The sequence below is a fragment of the Mesorhizobium sp. AA22 genome (genome assembly GCF_001672375.2).
Taxonomy (GTDB): Bacteria; Pseudomonadota; Alphaproteobacteria; order Rhizobiales; family Rhizobiaceae; genus Mesorhizobium; species Mesorhizobium wenxiniae.
On sequence record NZ_CP048406.1, the window covers coordinates 3317837 to 3342916 of the forward strand.

Sequence of the window (25080 nt, forward strand, 5' to 3'; positions counted from 1 at the left end):
CGGCCGGCTGGCCTGTCGTTTTTGGCTTTGCGCGCGGTTCAATCTAGACCAATGATGCCGCCGCGCAAGCTGACCGTCTGCATCCAACCATCTGGGAGCGCCGTGCGCGAATGCGTGTGTGGAGCAAGGCGTGACGACAGATTTCAATGAACTGTTCGAGTGTTTCCATGCCTATCTCGAAAGGTTCGATGATACGCTGGTGCGCGATGCCGTGGCCCGGATCGGCTGGGCCATGCCGGCGCGTCGGCTCGAGCCGCATCCGCTCGCCTGCCTGCGCCAACTCGACCGTATCGCCGAGCTCGCTCCGGCAAACGCCAAGCCGCTGGCGCGGCTGCTTGCGAAGCGTCGCGGTGAACTGCGCTGGGGGCAGACCTACAGCGAGGCGGATTTCGGCAAGACTTTCATCGACAATTATGGCTGGCTGGAGGTATTCGGCACGCGCGGCCATTTCGTCAACGACGAGGTCGCGGCCGGGCTGCTGATCCTTGGACCTGATGTCGTCTATCCCGACCATCATCATGTCGCCGAGGAGATCTACATTCCGTTGACCGGCGGCACCGAATGGCGCATGGGCGAAGGCGGTTTTCGCACGCGCGAGGCGGGTGAGGTGATCCACCACGCCTCTGATGTCAGCCACGCGATGCGCACCGGCAAGGAGCCGCTACTGGCGCTCTACATCTGGCGTGGCGGGCCGCTGGCGGCAAAATCCACGATCACCGGAACGACGGTACAGGGCAAGGACTGATGGCCAAGGCGATCATGCTGCAAGGCACGGGCTCCGATGTCGGCAAAACAGTGCTGGTCGCGGGCCTCTGCCGCGCGGCCAGGAAACGCGGGCTGCAGGTGCGGCCGTTCAAACCGCAGAACATGTCGAACAACGCCGCCGTTGCCGATATTCCGGGCGACAAACTCGGCGGTGAGATCGGCCGCGCCCAATGGCTGCAGGCGATCGCCTGTGGCGTTGCGCCCTCCATCCACATGAACCCGGTGCTGCTCAAGCCGCAGACCGATATCGGTGCGCAGGTAGTGGTGCAGGGCAAGGTGTTGGGGGAGGCGAGGGCACGCGACTACCAGGCGCTGAAGGGTCGGCTGATGGATGCCGTGCTGGACTCCTGGGCAAAGGTCGGCGAGGGCGCCGATCTGGTCATCGTCGAGGGCGCCGGCTCGCCGGCCGAGATCAATCTCAGGAGCCGAGACATTGCCAATATGGGCTTTGCGACGCGCGCCAATGTGCCGGTGATTCTGGTCGGCGACATCGATCGCGGCGGCGTCATTGCCTCGGTCGCCGGCACGCATCTGATCCTGCCGGAAGAGGACCGGCGCATGATCGTCGGCTATCTCATCAACAAGTTCCGCGGCGATGTCTCGCTGTTCGATGACGGCATCAAGGCGATCGAGACATTCACCGGCTGGCGCTGCTTCGGGGTCGTGCCGTGGCTGAAGGCGGCGGCGCGGTTGCCATCTGAAGATTCCGTGGTACTCGAACGCCTGGCGTCCGGCGAGAAACGCGCGCTGAAGGTCGCCGTGCCGATGCTTTCGCGCATCGCCAATTTCGACGACCTCGACCCGCTCAAGGCCGAACCGCAGGTCGAGGTGGTATTCGTGCCGCCTGGTCAGCACCTCCCCGAAGATGCCGGGCTGGTGATCATTCCCGGCTCGAAGTCGACGATCGGCGATCTCCTGAGATTTCGCGAGAACGGCTGGGACCGCGACCTTGCCGCCCACCGCAAGCGCGGCGGCCACGTCGTCGGCATTTGCGGCGGGTTCCAGATGCTCGGCCACGTCGTGCGCGATCCCGACGGCATTGAGGGCAGCGTGACCGAGACCACAGGGCTTGGCCTGCTCGATGTTGAAACGGTGATGGAGCCGGAAAAGACCGTGCGCAATGTCAGCGCGCGCTCGGTGCAGTTCGACCTGCCGCTCGAGGGCTATGAAATCCATCTCGGCCGCACTACCGGTCCGGATACGCTGCGGCCGTCCGCCGTCATCAACGGCGTCGATGACGGCGCCATCTCCGCCGACGGCAAGGTATCGGGCACCTATCTCCACGGGCTGTTTTCCGCCGACGCCTTTCGGGCGAAATTCCTGGAAAACCTTGGCGTGAAAGGCGGCGGCGTCGACTATCGCGCCGAGGTCGAACGGGCGCTGGACGAGGTCGCAGCCGAGTTGGAAACTCACCTCGACTGCGACGCCATCTTTGGCCTGGCGCGTTAGCTGGCGGGTTCGGTGGCCTTGGGCCAATAGGTGCCAAACGACCAGACATTGCCTTCCGGATCGCGGCAGATGAATTCGCGGCTGCCGTAATCGCGGTCCGTCAGTTCTTCCAGTATTTCGGCGCCGGCCTTTTTGGCTCTGGCATAAGCAGCATCGGCATCGTCGACGGCAACATAGATCGATCTGCCGCCACCCGGGCCCGGTGCACCGATCATCTGGCCAAACTTGTCGTCGCGCGCAGTGCCCAGCATGATCATCGAGGAGCCAAAAGTCAGTTCGGCGTGATGGACAATGTCGCCTTCGCCGTAGCGGGCATGAACGGCAAAGCCGAAGGCTTCGCCCAGCCAGTCGATCATGTTGACTGCATTGCGGTAGCGCAACGTGGGATAGAGCCTGGGCGGTTCCACATTTATGGTCATGGCGATCTCCTTCAATTGGATTGTCGATAACCCAGTCTGGGCGAAGGCTGTTCGCACGTCTTGAAGAAATGTTACCACGCGCGCGCCCGTTGGGCGTCGCAAGAGGCGTTCCAGAACCTATGCCTGGCCGGCAAGCGTCGTCGGCGTTTCGCCGGCAAGGTCGCGGAATTCGCGAACAAGATGCGCCTGGTCGGCATAGCCGCAATCGGCGGCGATATCAGCCCAATCGGATTTGTCCTGCCTTGACAGCCCGAGCGCCCGATTGAAGCGGACGATGCGCGACAGCGTCTTAGGGCCGACGCCGATCGCGTTGGAGAATTTTCCTGCGAGATGCTTGCGGCTCCAGCCCAGCCTGTCGGCGAGCGATGAGACGCGAATGCGGCCGCCCGAGACGATGATCCGGTCATAGGCCCAGGCGATTTCCGCCTGCGTTTCCCGGGCTTTGTCCAGCCGTGCTGCGACGAACGTCTCGACGATGGCAAAGCGTGCGCTCCAACCGTGCGCATTGCCAAGTCTTTCCCGCAGCGCGATGCCTTCAAGTCCGAGCACATCGTCGAGGCCGACCATGCGGTCGGTGAGTTCGCTCATCGCAAGGCCGAAGAAGCGGCGGGCGCCGAGCGGGGTGAAATTGACCTGGACGCAGCAGGCGCCACCGAAGGATTCGATCACCACCGGACCGACAAAAAGGCCGGCGGCGAAACTGGCGAAGCGGTCGTTGTCGCCCGGATGCTTGCCGAGTCCGATGGCGAAGGGTTCGGCAAAGCTGATGACCAGCGGCACGGTCAGCGATGCATATTCGACGTTGCGGAAACGGCCCGGTGCCGTTTCGCGATAGCCGCAGATGTCGGTGACCGCGCCCCGGAGGCAAGGGCCGGACGTACGCCGCACCATCTCGAACCGGTCGAGACCGGGATTTTCATGTCGGCTGCCGTCTTCGCTCTTGGCGGGCATGGGCTTTCCTTCCGCCCAAGGAGTCTAACAGAGCAGCCCTCAAAATCAAAAGCGCCCGGCTTGTGGCCGGGCGCTTCGAGTTGCCTGAGATTTGATTACTTAAGCGCCGCGAACCAAGCAGCCGCCAGCAAGCACAATATAAGCGATGAGGACGATCCACACCGCGGCCAAGGGAATGAACGCAAAAACGCCGAGAGCGGCGAGAAGGCCGATAATGGCGACAACAAGGGATATGATGAAAACAAGCTGCGTAGGCGCACTGAGATTCATGTGTGGCTCCTCCGACATGATTCGTACAACCGCATAGTATCAGGCGCGCCGTTCACGCACCAATCAGCGTGCGCAGCGGGTTCGCCGGATCGGCCAGCAGCTTGATGGCCAGCGCCAGACAGACCATCACCAGCAGCGGCTTGATCAGTTTTGCGCCATTGCGGATGGCGAGGCTGGCGCCGACGCGGGCGCCGAGGAACTGGGCGACACCCATCATCAGGCCGATCTTCCAGTAGACGACCCCGGCAGCAGCGAAGACGATGAAGCCGCCGATGTTGGAGGCGAAGTTGAGCAGCTTGGTGTGCGCCGTCGCCTTGAGCACGCCGTAGCCGGCTAGGGTGACGAAGGCCAGCATGTAGAAGGAACCGGCCCCCGGCCCGAACAGGCCGTCATAGAAGCCGACAATCGGCACCAGGATCAGCCCGAACAGGAACGGCGACAGGCGCCGGGCGCGGTCGACGTCACCCATGTCTGGCTTCAGGGCGAAGTAAAGGGCGATGCCGATCAGCAGGACCGGCAGAAGAGCGCGCAACAGGTCGCCCGGCATGAATGTCGCCAGCAAGGCGCCGAGAGCACTGCCGGCAAGCGCCAACAGGGCCGAAGGCAATTGCCGGCGCAAATCGACATGGCCGTTCGCGGCGTAGTGGATTGTCGCCGAGCCTGAGCCGAACATGCCCTGCAGCTTATTGGTTCCCAGCGCCTCGACCGGCGAGAAGCCCGCGAGCAGCAGTGCTGGAATGGTGATCAAGCCGCCGCCGCCGGCGATCGAATCGACGAAGCCGGCAGCGAAGGCGGCGGCGCCGAGAATGACGACGGTCTGGGTGGCAAAATCGAACATCGGATGGTTGCGGGAGGGGGGTTCCGGCCAGCGGGAAAATATCGCGCGTTCGACCACAGCCGACCCGTTTGCGCAAGACCGATTCCGCGCTACCTATGCCAAGCGCGCCGCGACGCGCTTGGCTCTTCTGTTTTATGCATGTCGTTATCTCAAAACCGCTGCGCACTTTTGAGCGACATGCATTTGACGAATCGGAAAGGGACGCTGATGGCATTCGCATTGCTTGACCAGATACGCTCGATCTTCGACGGCGACCCCGGCGTGCGCAAGGTTGCGGACGATCCTGTGCTGTCGGCGGAACTGCTGATGCTGTTTCGCATGATTCTGGCCGACGGCACGGTCAGCGAGAGCGAAATGGCCGCCTTCAGACGCATCTGCCGGGAAGCCTTCGGCATTCCGGAAGCCAGCATCGACAGCGTCATCGAATATCTCAACGAGTTCGGCTACGAGACCAACAGCTCGCAAGCCATCGCGCAGTTCCGTGACCTCGACGTCGAGAGGCGCAGCCTGCTTGCTCGCCATATGGCCGAGATCGCCAAGGCCGATTCGCAACTTGCCGGGACCGAGATGCAGCTCTTGCGGCGCACGCTCGACTTGCTCGGCATTAGCCCAGCCGATGTGGTGAAGCCGCAAGAGTAAGCCTCTGAACGGTCGGCTGTTCACCCCTGTTCCTGTAACCGCCGAGCAATCGCGCGGTGCAGGTCTGGGGCCGCAGCGACCAGCGCCTTCGCGGCTTCGGACTGCGGATGGTCGAGAACCTCCCTCGTCCTGCCGCGCTCGACAATCTTGCCGTCATGCATGATCATCACCTGGTCGGTGATGGCGCGGGCAACGGCCAGATCGTGGGTGATGAATAGATAGGCAACGCCGAGCTTCTGGTTGAGCTCGGCGAACAGGTCGAGAATCTGGGCGCGGATCGAGACATCGAGCGCCGAGACCGGCTCGTCGGCGACGACCAGTTTGGGGCGGGTGATGATGGCGCGGGCAATCGACAGGCGCTGGCGCTGGCCACCCGAAAATTCGTGCGGATACTTGTCCATATCGCGTGGGCTGAGACCGACCTCGTGCAGGGCCTTTGCCACCATCTCGCGCCGCTCCGTGTTCGTCGGCTTCTTCTCCAGGACATGCAGTGGTTCGGCGACCAGTTTTTCGACCTTCTGGCGCGGATCGAAGGAGCCGTAAGGGTCCTGGAACACCACCTGCATGTCGCGGCGCGCCGGCTTGAGCTCCGCCTCGCTCTTGCCGGTGATGACTTCGCCGCGAAACCGGATCGTTCCCGATGTTGGCCCGTCCAACGCCAGGATCATGCGGGCAAGCGTGGACTTGCCGCAGCCCGAACGCCCGACCAGCGCCACCGACTGGCCGGGATCAATCGAGAACGAGACATCGTCGACGGCGCGGATCGGGGCCGCCCGCTTCAACAGCGATTTGCGGCGTCCCTGATAGTCCCGCGTCACGCTCTCTACCTGAAGAAGAGGTTTGGCCACCTGAAGATGAGGTTTGGCTACCTGGAGCAGGGGGTTGTCTTGGCCGACCTCGTTTGTCCTGGCACGCGCTGGCACATGCGTCGAGGCCTGCGCCAGCTGTCGCGTGTAGGGATGAAGCTGTTCTGACAAAGTGCGCGCCGTGTCGCCGGCCTCTATCACTTCGCCGTGGCGCAGGATGGTGATGCGCTCCGCCATTTCCGTCACCACCGCGAGGTCGTGCGAGATCAAGAGCAGACCCATGCGATTTTCTGCGACCAGGTCGCGCAACAGGTCGAGGATCTGCGCCTGCAGCACGACGTCGAGCGCCGTCGTCGGCTCGTCGGCGATCAGCAGCTTGGGTTTTAGCGCGCAAGCAATGGCGATGACGACGCGCTGGCGCTGGCCGCCGGAAAGCTCGTGCGGATAGCGCGACAACGGGAATTGCGCCGCCGGCAGGCCTACCCGGTCGAGCATTTTTCGCGCGCGGTCTTCGGCGTCGGCGCGGCTTGCCCTGGTGTGCCAGCGTATGCCTTCGGCGACCTGCTCGCCAATGGTCTTGACCGGGTTCAGCGCCGTCATCGGCTCCTGGAAAACCATGCCGATATCATCGCCGCGCAGCGCGCACATCTGGTCTTCGCTGGCCGAAAGAACGTCGATGCCGTCGAAGGTGACGCGCCCGGTGGCGCGCGCCGCCCAGGGCAGAAGACGCATCACGGTCAGCGCCGTGATCGATTTGCCCGAGCCGGATTCCCCGACCAGTCCCATCACCTCGCCGAGCGCGACGGAGAGCTCGACATCCCGCAGGATCGGCGTGTCGCCGATCGTCAGCGACAATTTCTCGATTTCGAGCAGGCTCATCGCTGCCGCCGCGATTTGGGGTCGAGGATGTCGGCAACACCGTCGCCGAGCAGGTTCAGTCCAAGCACGGTGACGACGATCGCCATGCCTGGAAAGATCGCCATCCACGGCGCCGCCACCATACGGGTCTGCGCGTCGAACAGCATCCGCCCCCAGCTCGGCATCGGTGGCTGGGTGCCGAGCCCGACATAGGAAAGCCCGGCTTCGGCCAGGATACCGAGCGCAAACTGGATAGTGCCTTGCACCAGGAGCAAGGTGACGATGTTGGGCAACACATGTTCCAGCGTGATCAGTGTCCTGCCTTTGCCGGCGGCGCGCGCGGCGAGGATGAACTCGCGCGGCCATATCGCCAGCGCGCCGGCCCGGGCAACGCGGGCGAAGACCGGGATGTTGAAAATGCCGATGGCGATGATGGCGTTGAGCGCGCCCGGCCCGAAGATGGCGGTGATCATGATTGCCGACAGCAGGGCAGGGAAGGCGAAGACGAGGTCGTTGAGCCGCATCACGGCTTCGTCGACGATACCGCCGCGCGCCGCGGCAAAGGCGCCGAGCGGCACGCCGATACCCATGCCGATGCCAACCGCCACCAGCGCTACGGCGATCGAATTGCGGGCGCCGACCATGATCATGGAAAGAATGTCGCGACCGAAATGATCGGTGCCGAACCAGTGCGCCGGCGAGGGCGCTTGGGTCTTGTCGGCGACGATCAGCCTGGTGACGTCAAAAGGCGTCCAGAAGAACGAGACGATGGCGACCGCTGCCACTAGTGCGGTGATGACGAAACCGGTGAGGAACGAGCGGTTGGTGAAAGCCTTGACGAGGATGTCGGCAAAATTTTCCTCAGGGATGTCGAAGCGCAGCGTCATTGGCGGCTTCTCAGGCGCGGATCGACGACCGCATAGGAGAGATCGACGAGGAGGTTGACCGCGATGACGGCGGCGACCAGCAGCATGACGACGCTTTCGACGACGATCAGATCGCGCTGGGTGATCGCCTGGAACACCAGCCGGCCAAGGCCGGGCAGGTAAAAAACGTTCTCGATGATGATCGTGCCGGCGAGCAGAAAGGCGAATTGCAGGCCGAGAATGGTCAGCACCGGGATCATGGCGTTGCGCAGCGCGTGCCGCCACAGCACTGCGCGATAGCGCAGGCCCTTGGCGCGGGCGGTGCGGATATAATCCTCGTTCAACACTTCGATCAGCGCCGAGCGGGTGACGCGGGCGAGGATCGCCGCTTGCGGCAGAGCGAGCGCGATCGCCGGCAGGACCAGCGATTTAAGCGCCGGCCAGACGCCGGCGCTCCAACCAGGAAAGCCGCCGGCAGGCACCAGCCGCAGCCAGACGGCAAACAGGTAGATCAGCATCAGCGCGAACCAGAAGTTCGGCACGGCAACACCAAGCTGGGCGGCGCCCATCGCGATCGTGTCGCCGGCCCGCCCGTGCCGGCCGGCGGAAAACAGCCCGACCGGAATGGCAATGATGGTGGACAGCGCCAGCGCGATCAGCGCCAGCGGCAGCGAGACGACGACGCGCTCGCGGACCAGCTCGATGACCGGCACCGAATAGGTGTAGGAGCGGCCGAAATCGAGGCTCAGCAAGCCGCCGGCCCAGTGCAGATAGCGCGCGGCAAGGGACGCGTTGAGGCCCATCTGGTTGCGCAGCAGCTCGATCTGTTCGGCGCTGGCGTTCATGCCGAGCATCAGCCGCGCCGGGTCGCCTGGAATGATCTCCAGCACGGCAAAGACCACCATCGAGGCCAGAACCAGCGTGATGAGAGCGATAGTAAGGCGCTTGAGGAGATAGGCGGTCATGACGGCAGGACCGCTGCGCCGCTCAGCGCGACAAATGGATGAAGGTCGCGTTCCCGCCAACCCCCCTCTGTCCTGCCGGACATCTCCCCCGCAAGGGGGGAGATTGCGCGCTCAGCCGCTTTCGCCAATTTTGAACGTGGTAGGAGAGGCGTGCCGCCGAAACTGCCGATCTCCCCCCTTGCGGGGGAGATGCCCGGCAGGGCAGAGGGGGGTGGGAAGGATCGCAAGCTTCGCCTCTTTGGCCAGCAGTCCCTCACTCCGTCCACTTCACCTTGGTCAAGTCATTGGCCTGGATCGGGGCGTTTTCCCAAAAACCCTCGAGCTTGGCGTCCCAGACACCGGCTTTCGGCAGTTCGTAGAGGAAGCCGACCACGGCATCGTCGGCCAGGATCTTCTGCGCCTCGCCGAGCAGCGTCATGCGCTTGGCCTCATCCGAGGTGTGGTTCAGATCGGCGATGATCTTGTCGAAGGTCGGATTGTCGTAATTGAAGTAATAATCCTTGCGCGAATAGATATCGATGTCGTTGGGCTCGGTGTGGGAGACGATGGTCAGGTCGTAGTCCTTCTTGGTGAAGACCTGGTCCAGCCACTGCGCCCATTCCACGGGCACGATCTGCAGATCGATGCCGACATCGCGAAGCTGCGACGCGATGATCTCGCCGCCAAGCCGCGCATAGGAAGGCGGCGGCAGTTTCAGCGTCGCCTTGAAGCCGTTCTCCAGGCCGGCCTCCTTCAGCAGTGCCCTGGCCTTTTCGACATTGTGCGGATAGAGGCCGGTGAGGTCGACATAGGCCTTGTTGGCGGGCGACATATGCGAGCCGATCGGCACCCCAAGGCCGGCCGAGGCGCCGTCGATGATCGCCTTGCGGTCGAGCGCAAACGAAATCGCCTGCCTGACCTGCAGTCTGTCGAAAGGCGGCTTCTTGTTGTTGATCGAGAGAATGGTTTCACCCTCGGTCGTGCCGATCACCACCTTGAAGCGTGGATCGCCCTGGACCTGGGCGACGCTGTCGGGATCAAAAAAAGGGAAGGCCTGAACATCGCCGGAAAGCAGCGCCGGGACGGCGGCCGCGGCATCCGTGACGATGCGGAACTCTGCCTTGTCGAGGGAGATCGGGGCGCCCCAGTAAGCGTCGGATTTGATTAGCGTGATCGACGAGCCCTTGGCCCAGTTCTGGAACTTGAACGGGCCGGTGCCAACAGGCTTTTCCTTGTTGGTGTCGGCTGTCTCAGGTGCGACGATGACCGCGTCGCCCCAGCCCATGTTATAGAGGAAGGAGCTTTGAGGGTTCTTCAGCGTGATCTTGACCGTCGCCGGATCGACCACCTCCACCGCATCGATGGCGGCGAACAGGCCCTTTTGGGCGTTGACGGAGTTGTCGGCACGGGCGCGGTCGAGCGAGAATTTCACGTCGTCGGCGTTGAAGTCGGTGCCGTCGTGGAATTTCACGCCGGTATGCAGCTTGAAGCTGTAGATTTTGCCGTCGTCGGAAACGGTCCAGCTTTCGGCGAGATGCGGCAGCACCTCGCCGTTCGGACCGATGCGGGTCAGCCCCTCGAACACGTTGGCGTAAAGCACTTCGTCGATCGCAGCCGCAGCACCGGCGGTCGGGTCGAGATGCGGAGGTTCGAGCGGAATGCCGATGACCAGATCGGTCCGCGCGGCAAATGCCGAGGCGCCTGTTGCCAGCACCAGGCTTACAGCGGTGAGAATGGTTTTCCACAACTTCATCGTGCACTCCCGATACGCTCAAAAAAATGCTCAAAACCCGGTGGATAGAAGCGTGATTTCGCCAAGGAGTAAATTGCGTTTCGTGCTTTCCGGCAGCGCCGGCAGGAATGTTTTTCCGCCCATCACCGATCAGCGGGCGCCCCTGAGCAGAATGTTCAGCCCGATCGCCATCACTTTGGCCGCGTCCATCATGTCTGATATCCCAACCCATTCGTCAGGCCTATGGGCGAGGTCGAGAATGCCCGGGCCATAGGCAATGCAGTCATAGATGTGGCCAATGCGGGCAATGTGTTTCTGGTCGTAGGTGCCGGGCGAGATCACGTAGTCGGGCTCGTGGTCGAATATCTCCATGATGCCTTGCGCCACCGCCTTCACCACCGGCGCATCGCGCTCGGTCATCAGCGGCAGCACCTCCATAAGATCGCGGATCTCGTAGTCGAATTTTTTGCGCTCGCGCTTCAGCCGGTCGAGGATATCGGTCACCTCGCTCTTGACCGCGCCGAGATCTTCTTCGAGCAGGAATCGGCGGTCGATGGTCAGCCGGCAGGAATCGGGCACGTTGGGCGAGGGCAGGCCGGGCCGGAAATCCTCCGTCTGGCCGCCATGAATCGAGTTGATGTTCATGGTCGAGCGCCTTGCCCCATCGGGCACGACCGGCATGCGCGTCATCTTGCGGTCGAGCGCCGGGAACAGCTCGTCCTCGAAAGCGGTTAGCACGGCGCCCATATGGCGCACCGCATTGTCGCCGAGGAACGGCATCGAGCCGTGCGCGATCTCGCCCTTGGTCTCGATCTCCGCCCACCAGACGCCGCGATGGCCAAGGCAGATGCGATCCTTGTTCAACGGCTCGGGGATGATGACGTGGTCGACCTTTGGCCTGGAGAAATAGCCGAGCTTGGCCAGATGGGCGACGCCGCCAAAGCCGCCGGACTCCTCGTCGACCGTGCCCGAAATCTCGATGGCGCCGGGAAAGTCGGGGAATACCTCCATGAAGGCTTCAGTGGCGATGATCGAGGAAGCCAGGCCGCCCTTCATGTCGCAGGCGCCGCGGCCATAGACCTTGCCATCCCTGACGATGCCGGCGAAGGGATCGAGGCTCCAGCCGTCGCCGGCTTCGACTACGTCGATATGCGAGTTGAAATGCACGCAGGCGCCGGGCGAGCGGCCATCGAAGCGGGCGACGACATTGACGCGCGGGTAGCGGTCGGTGTCGCCGGGCGTGTCTTCGGCGCGGATGAATTCGACTTCGAAACCGCGTTTCTTCAGCCGCGCTCCGACGTATTCGGCGCATGGCCGATAGGCTTCGCCTGGCGGATTGATTGTCGGAAAGCGGATCAGATCCGCGGTCAGCGCGACCAGGTCGTCGACCCGATCATCGACCGCTTTCAGGAGCCGTTCGTTCATTTCGTTCATTCGACGAATTGAGCAGCCAACGGTGCGCTTTGGCAAGCCTCTTGGCGGACCGCGCCGCTGCTGCGTGTTGTAGCGGCAACTATCGCGGGAAATCGTTCAAATTCGCTGCTTTGGATTGGCGGATTCGTCAAGGAGTATGTGGTTACCTCACTTGTCATTTAAAAAATCAAGAATAGCGTGAAGGCAGGCGGGCAAGGGCAATCAAAGGGGTTTGATCGCATGAAAAAGACCGTTCTCATGGCAGCGTTACTGGTAACGATGCTGTTCGGTTCTTCGGTCGAGGGCTGGGCAGCCAAGCTGGTTGCAAGGATCGACGTGTCATCGCAGACGATGACTGTAAGATACGGTCAGGCGGTTTACCGATGGCGCGTATCGACGGCGCGCAAGGGGTATATCACGCCGCGCGGCAGCTACCGGCCGCAACGAACGGCACGGATGTGGTATTCGCGCAAATACGACATGTCGCCGATGCCGCATTCGGTGTTCTACCGCGGCGGCTACGCCATCCACGGCACCGGCGCGGTAAAATCTCTCGGGCGCCCGGCGTCGCATGGCTGCGTGCGGCTGCACCCGGCCAATGCCGCCGCCTTTTATTCGATGGTGCGGCAAGCCGGCTTCCGCAATACGCGGATCGTCGTGACCAACTAACTTTAGGTGGTTGCAAGCTCGTGGTTCCTACAAGAAGTCAGAACGGGCGCTTCTTGTGAGGCAACGCCGGCTTTCCGCTCTGAACCAATTCGTCGGCGAAAGTGGGAGCACTATTTACGTGGGCAGGCTTTGGGCAGAATATACGGGGTGGGAGGAAGCATTCGGAATCCCTGAATAATGCGCCCGAACGGCTTCCGACCGTTGGTTGCAAGGGAGGATATTCATGAAACGTATTTTCTCGCTCGCGGCGGGTGCCGCGGCGTTATCGCTCGGCGTATCGAACGCCTACGCACAATCGGGCGGCGTCGATAAGGCGGTCGGCGGCTACAGCTTCGAAGAAGCCGCAAAGGAGGCCCCTGGTACGAAGGACTTCCATTCGGCCGATGGTCACCTCACTTTCGCTATCGTGACACACACTGCCGGCAATGGTTTCTTCGATCCGGTCTACGTCGGCGCGACCGTCGCCGGCAACCTGATCGGCGCCAAGGTCCTGCTGCTCGGCTCGGAATCGCCGACCGACGACCCTGCCCGCGAGATCGAAATCCTGAACCAGATCGTGCAGGATCCGACGATCGACGGGCTGATCATGACAACGCCCCAGGTCGGCGCCTATAACGACATCGTCAAGGCCGCCGAGGCGAAGGGCATACCGGTCGCTACGACCAATTCCTTCGACGGAACGATCCTGAACCGCAGCGGCATCGGCCACACCGGCCAGGACGCCTCCGCTGCCGCAATCGCCGGCGAGGCGCTCGTCAAGTGCCTCGCGGACAAGGGTATCGAGAAGGGTTCGATCGTCCTGCCGTCGTCGACCGCAATGGGCAACATCGAGGTGAACAATCGCGTCACTTCGGCTTTCAACGCCATCGTCAAGGGCTTGAAGGATGCCGGCAAGCTTGATGCCTTCAAGGTCGACGCGGGTCCGGAGAACACCGGTATCGACACCAATCCGAATGACCCGGTGAACGGCATCGTGACGCTGTTCGAATCGCGAGGCGACGTCGTTGGCGCGTTCGCCGGCAATAATGTGTTCACGCCGGCGCTTGCCAAGGCCGTCGCTCAGACCGGACTGACCGGCAAGATCTGCGCCTACGGTTTCGACCTCGGCCCCGCCCAGCAGGATGCGATGAAGAGCGGCGATCTGACCGGCGCGCTCGGGCAGCAGCCCTTCTTGCAGGGCTTCTGGCCGGTCATGCAGCTCTATCTGGAGATCGATCGCGGTATCGCGGCATCCAACCTCGACACACGTGCCCAACTGGTGACGAAGGAGACCGTCGAGGATGTCGGCAAGCGCTTCGAGAACTGAGTCCGCTCGGAAGGTCTGAAATCATTGCGGGAGGGCGCAAGCTCTCCCGCAATGCGGCAGCAGGGAAATCGACCAGAAGAGACCATGGCGCTTACCGCGACCACATCACTCGGCCGTGCGCCGTCCCAGATTGTCGGCGGCTGGGAGGTGGGGCTCGTTGCCTTGCTTTTGCTGCTCTATCTCGGCGGCGCTCTCGTCAATCCCGCGTTCTTCGGGTCGACAGGAGCGTTTCACTCGCTGCTCCGCGACACCTCGCGGGTTGCCATCATCGCGGTCGGAGTGACCTTCGTCATCGTCAACAAGGACCTCGATCTTTCGGTCGGTTCAACTTACGGCCTAGTCGCCGTCGTCTTCGCCAGGCTGTTCGCGCCGAGCTTCCTTGACCTCGGCGTCGTCACGTCGGTGATCCTCTGCATGCTTCTCGGTGTGTTGATCGGTCTCGTCAATGGCGTGCTCGTTACCATCCTGAAAGTGCCTGCATTCATCGCCACCCTGACGATACTTTTCATCGGCCGCGGCTTCGTGCTGGCGCTCACTCACGGGCAGGCGATCTACTATCCTGCCAAGGCGACCGGCTATCCGCTTTTTTTTCACCTCGGCGAGACTAACCTCCTCGGCTTCAACAACCAGGTCGTGATCTTCGTTGTTGTCGCAGTGATCGGCGCCTATGTGCTCGCCAAGACGCGCTGGGGCTACGAGACCTTCGCCACCGGCGGCAACGAGCAGGCGGCGTCCTATGCCGGCATCCCGACCAACTGGGTGCGCATTCGAGCTTACCTGATCTCCTCGCTCTGCGCGGCGCTTGCCGGCCTGATGTCAGCTGCCCAGGACAAGGGCGTGACGCCCCTCTACGGCGTCAGTGGTGAGCTGACCGTCATTGCCGCCGTGATCATCGGCGGCGCCTCGATCCTCGGCGGCCGCGGCCGGGTCGCCGGATCCTGCCTTGGCGCCCTGCTGGTGGTGCTGCTCGACAAGGTGTTGCGCGAGGGCTGGCCGATCACGCGCACCATCAAGATCGACGACGAGGAGATCACGGTCAACGCCGTTTTCTCGCTGCCGGTCGGCGCGGTGCCGGTGTTCCTCGGACTGCTGCTCGTCGTGGCGGTGCTCATCGAGCCTTATCTCATCCGCCGCCAGGTGGCAGGGCGCCTCTGGGCCTGGCTCCGCGGCCGGCCACCGCCACCGGCCTACGAGATCGGTGGCATCGCGATCGAGGGAGTGCAGACCAAGGGGGCAATGGCGACCGACATGGCGCTGTCGGCCACCGGGTTCGGCAAGTTCCTCGCCCGGCGCGACGCGCTCGCCATCATCTTGACCGTGCTCCTGTGGCTGACCGGCCTCGCGCTCCGGCCGGACTACTGGTGGAACCTGTCCAACAGCTTCGCGATCCTGCTCAACTATACCGAGCTTGCGCTGATCACCATCGGGCTCACCTACGTCATCGCCGCCGGCGATATCGATCTCTCCGTCGGGGCGGTGCTCGCCCTCGCCGGCAGCACCGCCGCCTATTTTCTCAAGGTTCTCGGCGCCGACCCCGTGACCGCGGTGGCGATGGGCCTGCTCGCGGGCATGTGTGCCGGCCTCGTCAACGCGATCGTCACCGTCGGCTTCAAGCTGCCGGCCTTCATCGCCACGCTCGGCATGTTCTACATCGCCCGCGGCCTCGCCGCCTGGTTCGTCGCCGGGCAGCAGCTCACCGGCTGGCCCGAGGGCTACAACCTGCTTGGCCGCAAGGTGAACGACATCCTGCTGCACTACCGCATCTCGCTGCCGGACGGGCTGCTGCGCTCGACCGCCGAGGTGGTGAGCGTCCAGACCATCTGGATGCTGGTCGTCGCCGTCATTGCCGGCGTCGTGCTCGCCTATATGCCGTTCGGGCAGAAGGTCTATGCGACCGGCGGCAACATTCGCGCCGCCGCCTACGCCGGGATCAACACCAACCGGGTGCGGTTTCTCGCGCTTATGCTGGCGGCGCTCTGCGCGACAATGGCCGGGATCATCAACGTCGCCTACTTCCGCAGCTTCAACCCGGTGGCCGGCCAGTTCCGCGAGCTCGACGCCATCGCTTCGGTGATCATCGGCGGCGGTTCGATCTTCGGCGGCTACGGCACCGTGATCGGGGCGCTCGCCGGGGCGGCGGTGATCACCCTGATCCGGGCGCTGCTGCAGCTCAACGTCCAGGGCTTCACCATGCCGCAGCACTGGATCAACGTCTTCATCGGCGGCATCCTGATCGTGGCGGTGCTGATCGACATCTGGGTGCGCCAGGCCAACATCTTCGGCCGCCTGCGGGCGCGCCTCGCACGGCGCACAAGAACGGCGGAGACCACCCATGCGTGACCCGACCACGCCTGCACCGATCGTAGAAATGCGGGGCATCGAAAAAGCCTTCGGTGCAGTGCAGGCGCTCCGCAACGTCGACCTCGTGCTCTATCCCGGCGAGATCCTGGGCCTCGTCGGCGACAACTCGGCCGGCAAATCTACGCTGATGAAGATCCTGACCGGCGCCTACCAGCGCGACGCCGGCGAGGTTTTCGTCGCCGGGCAGCCGGTGCACTTCAAGAGCCCGCACGAAAGCCGCGATGCCGGCATCGAGATGATCTACCAGGATTTCGCTCTTTGCGGGAATATGGATGTCGGTCAGAACATCTTTCTTGGCCGTTGGCCGCGCAAGGGCCTTTTTGTCAATCGGCGGAAAATGTACGCGGAAGCCGACAGCGTGCTGAAGCGGCTCAAGGTCGACGTGAACTCCGTCTATCAAAAGGTCGAGAGCCTGTCAGGCGGACGCCAGCAATCTGTGGCGATTGCCCGCGCTATCTCCTTCCAGCCGCGCGTGGTGATCCTCGACGAGCCGACCGCCAATCTCTCGGTGATGGCGACCGAGCGGCTGCTCGAGACCATGCTGGAACTGAAAAAGCAGGGCGTTGCCCAGATCATCATCTCCCACCGCCTCGTTGACATATTCGCTGTGGGCGATCGCGTGATGGTGCTGAAGCGCGGCGAGAACGTCGGCGATCGCTACGTCAGGAACACCGGCGAGCATGAGGTCCTGGAGATCATCGTCTCCGGCACGCGAGAGCACGCACTTACGGCCGATGAGGCGAGGCCTTGACCGATCAGGTTCACTTTTCTCCAGGCGTGGCTGTCAAACAGCCCTTTCATTTCGGACGTGCTTGACGATTGGCGGTGAAACTTGCCACGCCGAAAGACCGAAACTTGAAACAAGGCCGCCATCGAGCGATCCGGCCGAAACAAAAAACCCGCCTCAGCGGGCGGGTCGTTGGCGCAGATCAAGAATGCTTAAATTCCTAGCATAAACTGCCGTCACTTGTCAAGTCGAAACTACCCATAGTTGCAGGGCAATCACTTCACGCTGCGCTGCATCTCAATACTTGCCGTTTCAGGCCGCTTCGCCGCGCTGTCTCGCCCGGCGATGCTTTCCGCGCGGGCCGCTGATCTCCCACCTTTTGTGGAACCACATCCACTGGCCGGGATCCTCGCGCACCCAGCGCTCGACCACGTCGTTGAGCAGCTGGGTGGTGCCGTGGACGTCGACACTGCCGCCGGCGGTGCGCGGCAAGGTCAGTCTGTCCTCGATCTCGAGCCGGAAGCGGTTGCCGGGCAAGCGCACGCAGCGCGCCGGATAGACATCGCAGTCATAGTGCCGCGCCAGGGTGCCCAGAACCCGGTTGCTCTCGCATGGGCGGCCGAAGAATGTCGTTTCGAGCCCGCTCGAGAATTTCTGGTCGACGAGCACGCCGATATTGCCGCCTTTCTCCAGGATTGCCGCCAGCGCGAACGAGGCGCCGGTGGAGGAGGGCAGAAGCGACCCCATGGTCGAGCGGCGAGTCGAGAGGATGTAGTCGGCAAGGTAAGGGTTGTTGGGCGGGCGAAACAGCGCCGTGATGTTCATGCCGAAAGTGGCTGCCGCCACCGGAAGCAGTTCGAAATTGCCGAGATGCCCGGTGAAGATGATATGCGGCTTCTGTTCCTCGGCGATATGCACGAAGTGCTCGACCCCCTTGACCTCGACGCGGCCCGGTTTCGTCGCGGCGGGATCGTAGTCGAACAGGGCGTCGAGAAAAATGTATTCTGCGGCAAGGCGGGCCATGTTGCCCCACATATCGGACGCGATGGCCTGGATTTCGCTGTCGCTCTTTTCCGGGTAGGCGTTGCGCAGATTGGCGATGGCGACATTGTGGCGTCCCACCCACGGACCAATGAGGCGGGCGGCTCGGTCGGCGAAATTGAGCGCTCTGTCGACCGGCAGCAGACGCAGCAGCCAAATTATCGTCATCGCGGCGCGCGCAAGCAGCCAATAGTTGAACTGGCGCAGCCCCCTGCCGTGGCGGAACGCCAAGTCCCGGCGGAGCTTCTTGAAGGTGTTGCCGACCATGCCTAGCCCATGACGTTTTTAGACAGCAACATCATGGTCAACCGACGCGCAGGATGATCTTGCCGAACACGTCGCGGCCTTCCATGCGCTTCAGCGCGGCGTCGATGCCGTCGAAGCCGACTTCGGTGTCGATAACCGGAAAAACCAGCCCCGCCGCCATTTTCTGCATGGCGTCGGCCATGTTTTGCATACGGCAGCCGAAGGAGCCGAGCAGCTTCAGCTGCTGCTGGAACAATTGCATCAGATTGATCTGCGTCGAGACGCCCGAGGTCGAGCCGCAGGTCACCAGGCGACCGCCGCGTTTCAGGCACAGCATCGAGGCGGCAAAGGTGTCGGCGCCGACATGCTCGAAGACGACGTCGACGCCCTTCTTCTTCGTCAGCTTGCGCACCACGCCTTCGAAACGGTCCTCGCGATAGTTGATAACATGGTCGGCGCCAAGCGCCTTCGCCTTGTCGATCTTGTCGTTCGAGCCGACCGTGGTGATCACAGTGCAGCCCATTTTCTTTGCCAGCTGGATCGCGGCGGAGCCGATGCCCGAGCCGCCGGCATGGATAAGGATGATCTCCCCGGGCTGCAGCCTGGCATTGTCGAACAGCATGTGTTCGACCGTGCCGAAGGTGACGGGCGCGACGGCCGCGCCGATGTCCGTCACGCCGGGCGGGGCGGGGACCAGCAGGCGCGCCGGCAGGTTGATCTTCTCTTGCGCAAAGCCATCGAGATGAAAGCCGTGAACGCCCGAGACATTATCGCAGAGATTGTCGCGGCCTTCGCGGCAGGCGCGGCAAAGCCCGCAGGTGCGCGCGCCGTAGATCGACACAAGCTGTCCGGGTACAAGGCTGGAGACGCCGGGGCCGACCGCCTCGACCTCGCCGGAAGCTTCGGCGCCGACGACCAGCGGCAGCTTGCGCTTGGCGAAGGCCATGCCGCGCCAGCCCCAGACGTCGATATGATTGAGCGCCACGGCTTTGATGCGCAGCGTCACTTCGCCCAGCGCAGGCTGCGGCGGAGGCGGCAGGTCCACCGTTTCAAGGCGGCGGTCCTCGATAAGTTGCAATGCGCGCATTGAGCCTGTCGGTTCTGTTGAGCGGGAAAAGGCTCGCTTAGACTGGTTCCCGCGCCATGACAAGGCAGGTGTTCTGGCCGCCGAAGCCGAAGGAGTTCGACAGCACCGTGCCCACCTCGGCGTTGCGCTTCTTGTTCGGTACCACATCGAGCACGATCGCCGGATCTGGATTGTCGTAATTGATGGTCGGCGGGATCACGCTCTCGCGCATGGTCATCAGCGAAAACGCGGCCTCGACGGCACCGGCGGCCGACAGCGTGTGGCCGATCATCGACTTGTTCGACGAGATCGGCATCGAGCCGATCCGCTCGCCGAACACGGTTGACAGCGACAGATGCTCCATCTTGTCGTTTTCCGGCGTCGAGGTGCCATGAGCGTTGACATAATCGATCTCGTCCTCGCCCAAGCCGGCATCGGCGAGGGCGGCGCGAACGGCGGCGATCGCCGGCGAACCGTCCGGCTTCGAGCGGGTGCGGTGGAAATCGTCGGCCTTCTCGCCGCAGCCGCGCAGGATGCCGAGGATGGTCGCGCCGCGGGCCAGTGCGGCCTGCAGCGATTCCAGCACAAGCGCGCCCGAGCCCTCGGCCAGCACGAAGCCGTCGCGATCCTTGGAGAACGGCTTGGACGCCCTTTCGGGGATGTCGTTATGCGTGGAGAGCGCCGAAAGCAGGGAGAAACGGATCAGCGCCTCGGCCGTTGCCGAGCCGTCGGCGCCGATCGACAGCGCCCTGTCGCATTCGCCGCGGCGGATCGCCTCGACGCCGAGTTGGATCGAGGTGGCGCCCGAGGCGCAGGCCGTCGACAGCGTGATCGGCAGGCCGCGCGTCCCAAAACGGTCGGCGAGCCGGTCGGCGATCGAACCGAACTGGGTGGTTTCGAAAACATCGAGTTCCTTCAAGCCGCGCGCCACGCGAAGCAGCCGTTCGGCGCCGATGTCGTGCTTGTCGGAATTGTAGAGCGAAAAGCGCTCGCTCCAGTCGAGTTCGACCGGCGGCGAGGCGAGGAAAAGCGGCCCGCCGAAATCGCCCGAATCAATGCCGGCTTCGGCCACGGCTTCCTGCGCGGCGATCTCGGCGAGATCGTAGGTAAGAAGACTGGCGCCCTTGGAGCTCGACGGCAGGAAATCGACCATGCCGGAGATGCGGGTGTTCAGATGCTCAACCGGAAAGCGGGTGATCGGATGGATGCCGGACTTGCCCGCGGTGAGCGCTGCCCAATTGTCGGCCTTGCCGACACCCAGCGAAGTCACCACGCCGATACCCGTGACGGCGACGATCGGCCTGCCCATGTGGTCGTTCAGATTGGCCATGACTTGTCCCGGATCTTTAATCGGCGGCGTTGACCAACGCCAAGCCCTCGAATTGGTGATAGCCGACCGCCGTTGCAAGGACGGTCCTGGGAATGCCATTGAACGGCTTCTCGGTGGCGGGGTCAAAAGCCGGGTAGGCGGCCTTACGTTCGACAGCCAGTGCCGCCAGCGCCACGGCGAAGGGAAACTGTGCTTCCTTCATGTGGCCGGTCAGCGTCGAAAAGCCGCGTGCGGCAATCGCCGGATTGGCGTCGAGCGCCGATTTCTCGGCAGCAGTAGCGGTATGGGCACCCGAAGCGCCCGAAATCGTCAGCAACTCGCCGTTCGGCAATGCCGCCTGCCTGAGCAGGGCGGCAATCTTGGCATCGAGTTCGCCCTGCCGGCGTTTTGCGCGTCCGGATATGACCGGGCCGAGTTCGGCATAGATCTTTCGCCCGCGGCTGATCGCATGTTCGCGCTGTTCCAGGACAAGAAACGCGCCGCCTGATCCAGTCACCACGCCACCGCCTTGCAGGCCTTGTCTCTGCCAGACCGGCCTCCAGGGGCCGCGATGCAGATAGCCGGCCAGTTCATAGCCAAGCAGCATGTCCGAATGCTCGGTCTGGAAGGCGCCGCCGACCAGGATATGCGTCGACTGGCCGGAGCGGATACGTGCGGCGGCCGTTTCGACGGCAGCGACGCCGGCGCCTTCCTCGCCCATGAAGGTGCGCGACGAGCCGGTCACCTTGTGAACGATCGAGATGTTGCCGGCGAGCAGGTTGGAAAGCTGCGCCAGAAACAGCGTCGGCCGCAACTCGGTGGTCAGTTTCTCGTTGAGCAGGACGTCACGGTCGTTGCGGCTTTCCGAAGCGGCGAGAATGTCGGCGTCGACGGTTTCGTCGCGCTCGCCGCCGCCGGCAGCCACCACCATGTCCATGGTCGTGCAAAGTTCGTCATTGCCCTTGATGCCGGCGTCGTCGAGCGCCATGCCGGCGGCGTAGGTGCCGAGCCTTTGCCAGGTTTCCATCTGCCGCTGGTCGCCGCGCTTGGCGATCTGCAGGTTCCAGTCGATCTCCGGCAGCGGGTGGATGGTGTAGGGCGAGAAGCGCGATGCTTCGAGCACGGGTTCCAGGCCGGGCTGGGCGAGTTTGCGCCAATGCGCATCCGGACCTTCGCCCAGCGAAGAGACAAGGCCGATGCCTGATATGACGACGTGGTGGGGACTCATGGGCGGTTGTTGTGGGTCAGGTTTGAAGGCGCATCAAGATCGCGGGCTGAACCATTTCAGGCGTTCTTGGCCGCGACCAGAGCGTCGATCTTGGCGCACAGGTTCTTCATGACGAAGTAATCGTCGGTCGAGGCCTTGCCGTCATTGACTTCTTGCGTCCACTTTTCCAGCGGCACCTTGATGCCGAATTCCTTGTCGATGGCAAAGACGATGTCGAGGAAGTCGAGGCTGTCGATGCCGAGATCGTCGATAGTGTGGCTTTCAGGGGTGATCGTGTCGATATCGATCTCACTGGTGTCGGCGATGATCTTGGCGACTTTGTCGAACGTGGTGGACAAGGGCTTTTCCTTCGGTTGCGGGCGGAATCTGTCCGCATGTGTTTGCGCGCTGTCTAATCGGTTTTTCCGGGCAGGAAAAGGGCCTGATACGTCGGGCGCAGATGGGGTGGCTGTTCTGCCAGGCAATAGGGTCGCGGGAACCTCCCGGCGATATGCCGCAACCATCCCATCTCTGGTCATTGCGTGAAGGTGCTCAGGGCCTTGGCCGAACATCGCGACATGAGCCTGAGTGACGCCGTCGAGGCATCGTGCTTTTGAAGGCCAGACGCCGTTTTCCCCGGTGACCCTGGAAACGATCGGCCAATTGAAGCGCATCTACGGGGCTGGAGCTTGGCGCAGCGGACAGCCACGGTCTGGCGGAAACCGGCGGGAGGAGGATGACGAACCATCTTGAGCGCAGCCACGGCATCGTGCTTTCGGGGCCGATGCTTTTCCCGTGTAGCGAACGCGAACGTCCGTTCAGGGCAGCGAGCGGCGCGACTGAATTTGCCACATCTACGTACCTTGCCGATGTCGATTCCGGCCACGACGCGCAGTATCATTAACGTGGGAGAAGTAGAGAGACATTGGCACGAGGTGCGAAAAAGCAACGCCAATACAGCTGATTTGTTACGACGTAGGTACTCTCGCAGATATGGTATTGGCCGTCCGGGGATTCCTGTACACGGTCCCGGGGGATGATGAAATTATGCGGCAAGTAAGTGTAACCACCGTCTATCCTGGACCGCACCGAAGACCGTGGTATGGCGCGGCAATCAGAACCACCGCAACACTTGAATTTCGTCTGTGGGTCAACCTTGTCCTCGTACCAATCGTGGGCGCTAGCGGCTGTCGCGGTTGCGATACACATTGCCGTGAAGATTAATCTTCGCATGGCATTCCTCAAGTATTTGGCAGCCGCTGCTCGTTCGAGCGTCTATGTATATTAGCGTTCCATTAAAAATACCATTGGCCCCCGACCGACTAACGCAGCTCCAGCAAGCGACGCTCGCAACTGAAAGACCGCAACGGGTCATGGCTTCCCCTTCAACTTTCTCCGAACAATGGCAAAGAAGGTCGGAACCGGTATTCCGCTTAGGGTACCAGCGCTAGATTTTCACCACTAGCGAACGGTTCAACCGCCTTCAGGGCAGATTAGAAGGTGACTCGGCCGAGCACGCGCAGGCCGTCGCCTTGCAGCTCGACGATCACGGCTTCGCCTTCGCGCGGCGAGATGCCGGTCAGAGCCATGATGTTCTCCAGATGGGTGACCATGACCACATTGTCGGAACCGGAATAGCCGCGGATCTCGTTTATGATCGCCTCGAGCTGGGCGGCTTTCTCGCTCGCGTCTGTCTTCAGAAGGTCAAGCGGCGCGAACGGTTCGGGTTCCGCTCTGAAAGCGATGCGGGCCGTGTCGAGGCAGCGGCAATAGCGGCTAGACAGCATGCGCTCGATGGGTGCGGCGCGGGCGGCGAACAGCGCGCCGATCTTGCGCGCCTGCTGCTTGCCGCGCACCGAGAGATTGACCTGGGTCGCGCATTTCTCGATGTCGAAATTCGCCGGATCGGCGGTGCCGGTGACCATGGCATGGCGAAGCAGCACGACATGTCCGCCGTCGCGCAACAGCGCCCAGCCGGCTTCGGTCGCACGGGCCGACGCGGGAATGACGAGCAGCATTAGCGCCAGCATAAATCGAAGCATCAGACGTCCTTTGCGGTCACCGCAGGTTGCATATAGGGACGGCAAAGCCGGCTGAAAAACAAGGCACCACCGGGCCCGGCTGTTGGCGAGGGCAGGCCGCTTCAGACGGCGGGGGTGATTGCGCTGCAATCCCGGCTCGCCTATCAGGAGAAAAATGTCTCCACTCATCGAAACCGTCCTTTTTGTCTTCGGCCTTGTCGCGCTCGGCTATCTGGCCGGGCTCACCGGCTATCTGAAGGCCGAGGCGGGCGAGGCCATCGCCGAATTCGCCGTCGGGGTGGCGATGCCGCTGCTTCTGTTCCGCACCATGGTCAATGCCGATTTCCATGGTGCCGCGCCCTGGTCGTTCTGGGGAGCCTATTTCGCGGCGGCGGCAGTCACTTGGGCCGCAGGCCATCTGGTCATCACGCGGGTGTTCGGGCGCGACGCGCGTGCGGGGGTCGTCGGCGGCGTGTCGTCGGCTTTTTCCAATCTCGTCCTGCTCGGTATCCCGTTCGTCCTCGGCACATTCGGGCCAAGTGGATTCGAAGTGCTGTCGCTGCTGATTTCCGTGCATCTGCCGACGATGATCATGGCGTCGATCATCTTGTTTGAAATCTTTGGCCGCGGTGACGAGCATGTGCATCCGCTGCGTATCATCCGGCGCTTCTTTCGAAAGCTGCTCTCCAATCCGCTGATCATCGGCATCCTGGCCGGATGGGCATGGCGTATCACCGGCCTGCCACTGCCGGGGCTGGCCGTCCGGCTGGTCGACGCATTGGCCAACATCGCCGGACCGGTCGCGCTGTTTGCCATGGGGCTTGGCCTGTGCCGTTTCGGCATCTCCGGCAACGTGCGGCCGGCGCTGGCGCTGTCGGCGCTGAAGCTGTTGCTGATGCCGGCCGTTGCACTCGGCCTGGTCTGGCTGTTCGGGCTGCCGCCGCTGTCAGCGAAGGTCGCGGTCGTGGCCGCCGCGCTGCCATCCGGGGTCAATTCCTACTTGATTGCGACGCAGTTCAACACCGGCCAGGCATTGGCATCGAACCAGATGACCATCGCCACCGCCTGCGCGGTCGTCACCACGGCGTTCTGGCTGACGGTCGTCGTCCACGTGTTTGGATAGCAACGTGTTTGGATAGCAATTTGGGCGCAAGTTGGCCTCGCCTTGCGCTGGCCC

The 25080-nt window shown here is 62.9% G+C and carries 24 protein-coding genes; 9 read left to right on the forward strand and 15 right to left on the reverse strand.

Translation table 11 applies throughout. The annotated features are described in order from the left end of the window. Positions 1–130: 130 nt before the first annotated feature. Together A9K68_RS16065 and A9K68_RS16070 are read left to right on the forward strand one after the other, a co-directional pair. Positions 131–745, forward strand: a complete 615-nt coding sequence (locus tag A9K68_RS16065; protein WP_065012345.1) for a dimethylsulfonioproprionate lyase family protein — start codon at positions 131–133, stop codon at positions 743–745. Beyond that, entirely contained in the window at positions 745–2214 is a 1470-nt protein-coding gene (locus A9K68_RS16070; RefSeq protein WP_065012200.1) for a cobyric acid synthase, read from the forward strand. The genes A9K68_RS16065 and A9K68_RS16070 overlap by 1 nt, the downstream gene beginning before the upstream one ends. On the opposite strand, the gene A9K68_RS16075 is transcribed toward A9K68_RS16070, so the two are convergent. From A9K68_RS16075 to A9K68_RS16090, 4 genes are all read right to left on the reverse strand, one after another. Further along, complete coding sequence (locus A9K68_RS16075) at positions 2211–2633, reverse strand: VOC family protein (protein ID WP_065012344.1); 423 nt, start codon at positions 2631–2633, stop codon at positions 2211–2213. The genes A9K68_RS16070 and A9K68_RS16075 overlap by 4 nt on opposite strands. Before the next feature lie 117 nt (positions 2634–2750). Further along, entirely contained in the window at positions 2751–3584 is an 834-nt protein-coding gene (locus A9K68_RS16080; RefSeq protein WP_065012199.1) for an AraC family transcriptional regulator, read from the reverse strand. A 99-nt stretch (positions 3585–3683) separates the two neighbouring features. Continuing rightward, a complete protein-coding gene (locus A9K68_RS16085) occupies positions 3684–3854 on the reverse strand; it encodes a hypothetical protein (protein WP_082982788.1) in 171 nt (56 codons plus the stop codon). Between the two features lie 52 nt (positions 3855–3906). Further along, positions 3907–4692, reverse strand: a complete 786-nt coding sequence (locus tag A9K68_RS16090) for a TSUP family transporter (protein ID WP_065012198.1) — start codon at positions 4690–4692, stop codon at positions 3907–3909. 207 nt (positions 4693–4899) lie between these two features. Here A9K68_RS16090 and A9K68_RS16095 point away from each other — a divergent pair, with 207 nt between their 5' ends. Next, positions 4900–5331 (forward strand): TerB family tellurite resistance protein, encoded by a 432-nt coding sequence (locus A9K68_RS16095; RefSeq protein ID WP_065012343.1) that lies wholly within the window; start codon positions 4900–4902, stop codon positions 5329–5331. A 20-nt stretch (positions 5332–5351) separates the two neighbouring features. Here A9K68_RS16095 and A9K68_RS16100 read toward each other — a convergent pair whose 3' ends face one another. From A9K68_RS16100 to A9K68_RS16120, 5 genes are all read right to left on the reverse strand, one after another. Beyond that, entirely contained in the window at positions 5352–7016 is a 1665-nt protein-coding gene (locus A9K68_RS16100) for a dipeptide ABC transporter ATP-binding protein (RefSeq protein WP_065012197.1), read from the reverse strand. Further along, positions 7013–7882 carry an ABC transporter permease gene (locus tag A9K68_RS16105; RefSeq protein WP_065012196.1) on the reverse strand — a complete coding sequence of 290 codons (870 nt, stop codon included), beginning with the start codon at positions 7880–7882 and terminating at the stop codon, positions 7013–7015. Before A9K68_RS16105 ends, A9K68_RS16100 begins: the two co-directional genes overlap by 4 nt. After that, positions 7879–8826: an ABC transporter permease gene (locus A9K68_RS16110; protein WP_065012195.1), complete on the reverse strand. Its 948-nt coding sequence runs from the start codon at positions 8824–8826 to the stop codon at positions 7879–7881. Before A9K68_RS16110 ends, A9K68_RS16105 begins: the two co-directional genes overlap by 4 nt. Before the next feature lie 253 nt (positions 8827–9079). Continuing rightward, positions 9080–10558 carry an ABC transporter substrate-binding protein gene (locus A9K68_RS16115; protein WP_065012194.1) on the reverse strand — a complete coding sequence of 493 codons (1479 nt, stop codon included), beginning with the start codon at positions 10556–10558 and terminating at the stop codon, positions 9080–9082. Between the two features lie 129 nt (positions 10559–10687). Then, positions 10688–11962, reverse strand: a complete 1275-nt coding sequence (locus A9K68_RS16120) for an acetylornithine deacetylase/succinyl-diaminopimelate desuccinylase family protein (RefSeq protein ID WP_065012342.1) — start codon at positions 11960–11962, stop codon at positions 10688–10690. A gap of 228 nt (positions 11963–12190) precedes the next feature. Here A9K68_RS16120 and A9K68_RS16125 point away from each other — a divergent pair, with 228 nt between their 5' ends. From A9K68_RS16125 to A9K68_RS16140, 4 genes are all read left to right on the forward strand, one after another. Continuing rightward, positions 12191–12619, forward strand: a complete 429-nt coding sequence (locus tag A9K68_RS16125; RefSeq protein ID WP_029351843.1) for a L,D-transpeptidase — start codon at positions 12191–12193, stop codon at positions 12617–12619. A gap of 223 nt (positions 12620–12842) precedes the next feature. Next, positions 12843–13925 carry a substrate-binding domain-containing protein gene (locus A9K68_RS16130; protein WP_065012193.1) on the forward strand — a complete coding sequence of 361 codons (1083 nt, stop codon included), beginning with the start codon at positions 12843–12845 and terminating at the stop codon, positions 13923–13925. An 84-nt stretch (positions 13926–14009) separates the two neighbouring features. Beyond that, positions 14010–16265, forward strand: coding sequence for an ABC transporter permease (locus A9K68_RS16135; RefSeq protein WP_065012192.1), 2256 nt, complete (start codon positions 14010–14012; stop codon positions 16263–16265). Beyond that, positions 16258–17037 (forward strand): ATP-binding cassette domain-containing protein, encoded by a 780-nt coding sequence (locus tag A9K68_RS16140; RefSeq protein WP_065012191.1) that lies wholly within the window; start codon positions 16258–16260, stop codon positions 17035–17037. Before A9K68_RS16135 ends, A9K68_RS16140 begins: the two co-directional genes overlap by 8 nt. A 288-nt stretch (positions 17038–17325) precedes the next feature. Here the strand turns inward: A9K68_RS16140 and A9K68_RS16145 are convergent, their stop codons facing one another. Genes A9K68_RS16145 through A9K68_RS16165 form a run of 5 tightly spaced genes read right to left on the reverse strand, consistent with a single transcriptional unit; the run spans position 17326 to position 22241 of the window. Further along, entirely contained in the window at positions 17326–18321 is a 996-nt protein-coding gene (locus A9K68_RS16145) for a lipid A biosynthesis lauroyl acyltransferase (protein ID WP_065012190.1), read from the reverse strand. Positions 18322–18358: 37 nt separating this feature from the next. Then, complete coding sequence (locus A9K68_RS16150; protein ID WP_065012189.1) at positions 18359–19387, reverse strand: zinc-binding dehydrogenase; 1029 nt, start codon at positions 19385–19387, stop codon at positions 18359–18361. A gap of 37 nt (positions 19388–19424) precedes the next feature. After that, positions 19425–20696, reverse strand: coding sequence for a beta-ketoacyl-ACP synthase (locus A9K68_RS16155; RefSeq protein ID WP_065012188.1), 1272 nt, complete (start codon positions 20694–20696; stop codon positions 19425–19427). Between the two features lie 16 nt (positions 20697–20712). Beyond that, complete coding sequence (locus A9K68_RS16160; protein WP_065012187.1) at positions 20713–21903, reverse strand: beta-ketoacyl-ACP synthase; 1191 nt, start codon at positions 21901–21903, stop codon at positions 20713–20715. A 56-nt stretch (positions 21904–21959) separates the two neighbouring features. Continuing rightward, positions 21960–22241, reverse strand: coding sequence for an acyl carrier protein (locus A9K68_RS16165; RefSeq protein ID WP_006335407.1), 282 nt, complete (start codon positions 22239–22241; stop codon positions 21960–21962). 377 nt (positions 22242–22618) lie between these two features. Between A9K68_RS16165 and A9K68_RS16170 the strand changes: the two genes are divergently transcribed. Next, positions 22619–22786 carry a hypothetical protein gene (locus A9K68_RS16170; protein ID WP_156768583.1) on the forward strand — a complete coding sequence of 56 codons (168 nt, stop codon included), beginning with the start codon at positions 22619–22621 and terminating at the stop codon, positions 22784–22786. Between the two features lie 589 nt (positions 22787–23375). Here A9K68_RS16170 and A9K68_RS16175 read toward each other — a convergent pair. Beyond that, the gene (locus A9K68_RS16175) at positions 23376–23924 is read right to left on the reverse strand and encodes a histidine phosphatase family protein (protein ID WP_065012186.1); all 549 of its coding nucleotides are present in this window, start codon (positions 23922–23924) and stop codon (positions 23376–23378) included. A 154-nt stretch (positions 23925–24078) separates the two neighbouring features. On the opposite strand from A9K68_RS16175, the gene A9K68_RS16180 reads away from it, so the two are divergent. Next, positions 24079–25026: an AEC family transporter gene (locus tag A9K68_RS16180; RefSeq protein WP_065012185.1), complete on the forward strand. Its 948-nt coding sequence runs from the start codon at positions 24079–24081 to the stop codon at positions 25024–25026. Positions 25027–25080 lie beyond the last annotated feature (54 nt).

Bases quoted from the DNA above. Each gene is read 5' to 3' on its own strand.
- A9K68_RS16070 (WP_065012200.1), top strand. From the start codon at position 745: ATGGCCAAGGCGATCATGCTGCAAGGCACGGGCTCCGATGTCGGCAAA.
- A9K68_RS16075 (WP_065012344.1), bottom strand. From the start codon at position 2,633: ATGACCATAAATGTGGAACCGCCCAGGCTCTATCCCACGTTGCGCTAC.
- A9K68_RS16080 (WP_065012199.1), bottom strand. From the start codon at position 3,584: ATGCCCGCCAAGAGCGAAGACGGCAGCCGACATGAAAATCCCGGTCTC.
- A9K68_RS16085 (WP_082982788.1), bottom strand. From the start codon at position 3,854: ATGAATCTCAGTGCGCCTACGCAGCTTGTTTTCATCATATCCCTTGTT.
- A9K68_RS16090 (WP_065012198.1), bottom strand. From the start codon at position 4,692: ATGTTCGATTTTGCCACCCAGACCGTCGTCATTCTCGGCGCCGCCGCC.
- A9K68_RS16095 (WP_065012343.1), top strand. From the start codon at position 4,900: ATGGCATTCGCATTGCTTGACCAGATACGCTCGATCTTCGACGGCGAC.
- A9K68_RS16100 (WP_065012197.1), bottom strand. From the start codon at position 7,016: ATGAGCCTGCTCGAAATCGAGAAATTGTCGCTGACGATCGGCGACACG.
- A9K68_RS16105 (WP_065012196.1), bottom strand. From the start codon at position 7,882: ATGACGCTGCGCTTCGACATCCCTGAGGAAAATTTTGCCGACATCCTC.
- A9K68_RS16110 (WP_065012195.1), bottom strand. From the start codon at position 8,826: ATGACCGCCTATCTCCTCAAGCGCCTTACTATCGCTCTCATCACGCTG.
- A9K68_RS16115 (WP_065012194.1), bottom strand. From the start codon at position 10,558: ATGAAGTTGTGGAAAACCATTCTCACCGCTGTAAGCCTGGTGCTGGCA.
- A9K68_RS16120 (WP_065012342.1), bottom strand. From the start codon at position 11,962: ATGAACGAACGGCTCCTGAAAGCGGTCGATGATCGGGTCGACGACCTG.
- A9K68_RS16125 (WP_029351843.1), top strand. From the start codon at position 12,191: ATGAAAAAGACCGTTCTCATGGCAGCGTTACTGGTAACGATGCTGTTC.
- A9K68_RS16130 (WP_065012193.1), top strand. From the start codon at position 12,843: ATGAAACGTATTTTCTCGCTCGCGGCGGGTGCCGCGGCGTTATCGCTC.
- A9K68_RS16135 (WP_065012192.1), top strand. From the start codon at position 14,010: ATGGCGCTTACCGCGACCACATCACTCGGCCGTGCGCCGTCCCAGATT.
- A9K68_RS16140 (WP_065012191.1), top strand. From the start codon at position 16,258: ATGCGTGACCCGACCACGCCTGCACCGATCGTAGAAATGCGGGGCATC.
- A9K68_RS16145 (WP_065012190.1), bottom strand. From the start codon at position 18,321: ATGGTCGGCAACACCTTCAAGAAGCTCCGCCGGGACTTGGCGTTCCGC.
- A9K68_RS16150 (WP_065012189.1), bottom strand. From the start codon at position 19,387: ATGCGCGCATTGCAACTTATCGAGGACCGCCGCCTTGAAACGGTGGAC.
- A9K68_RS16155 (WP_065012188.1), bottom strand. From the start codon at position 20,696: ATGGCCAATCTGAACGACCACATGGGCAGGCCGATCGTCGCCGTCACG.
- A9K68_RS16160 (WP_065012187.1), bottom strand. From the start codon at position 21,903: ATGAGTCCCCACCACGTCGTCATATCAGGCATCGGCCTTGTCTCTTCG.
- A9K68_RS16170 (WP_156768583.1), top strand. From the start codon at position 22,619: ATGACGAACCATCTTGAGCGCAGCCACGGCATCGTGCTTTCGGGGCCG.
- A9K68_RS16175 (WP_065012186.1), bottom strand. From the start codon at position 23,924: ATGCTTCGATTTATGCTGGCGCTAATGCTGCTCGTCATTCCCGCGTCG.
- A9K68_RS16180 (WP_065012185.1), top strand. From the start codon at position 24,079: ATGTCTCCACTCATCGAAACCGTCCTTTTTGTCTTCGGCCTTGTCGCG.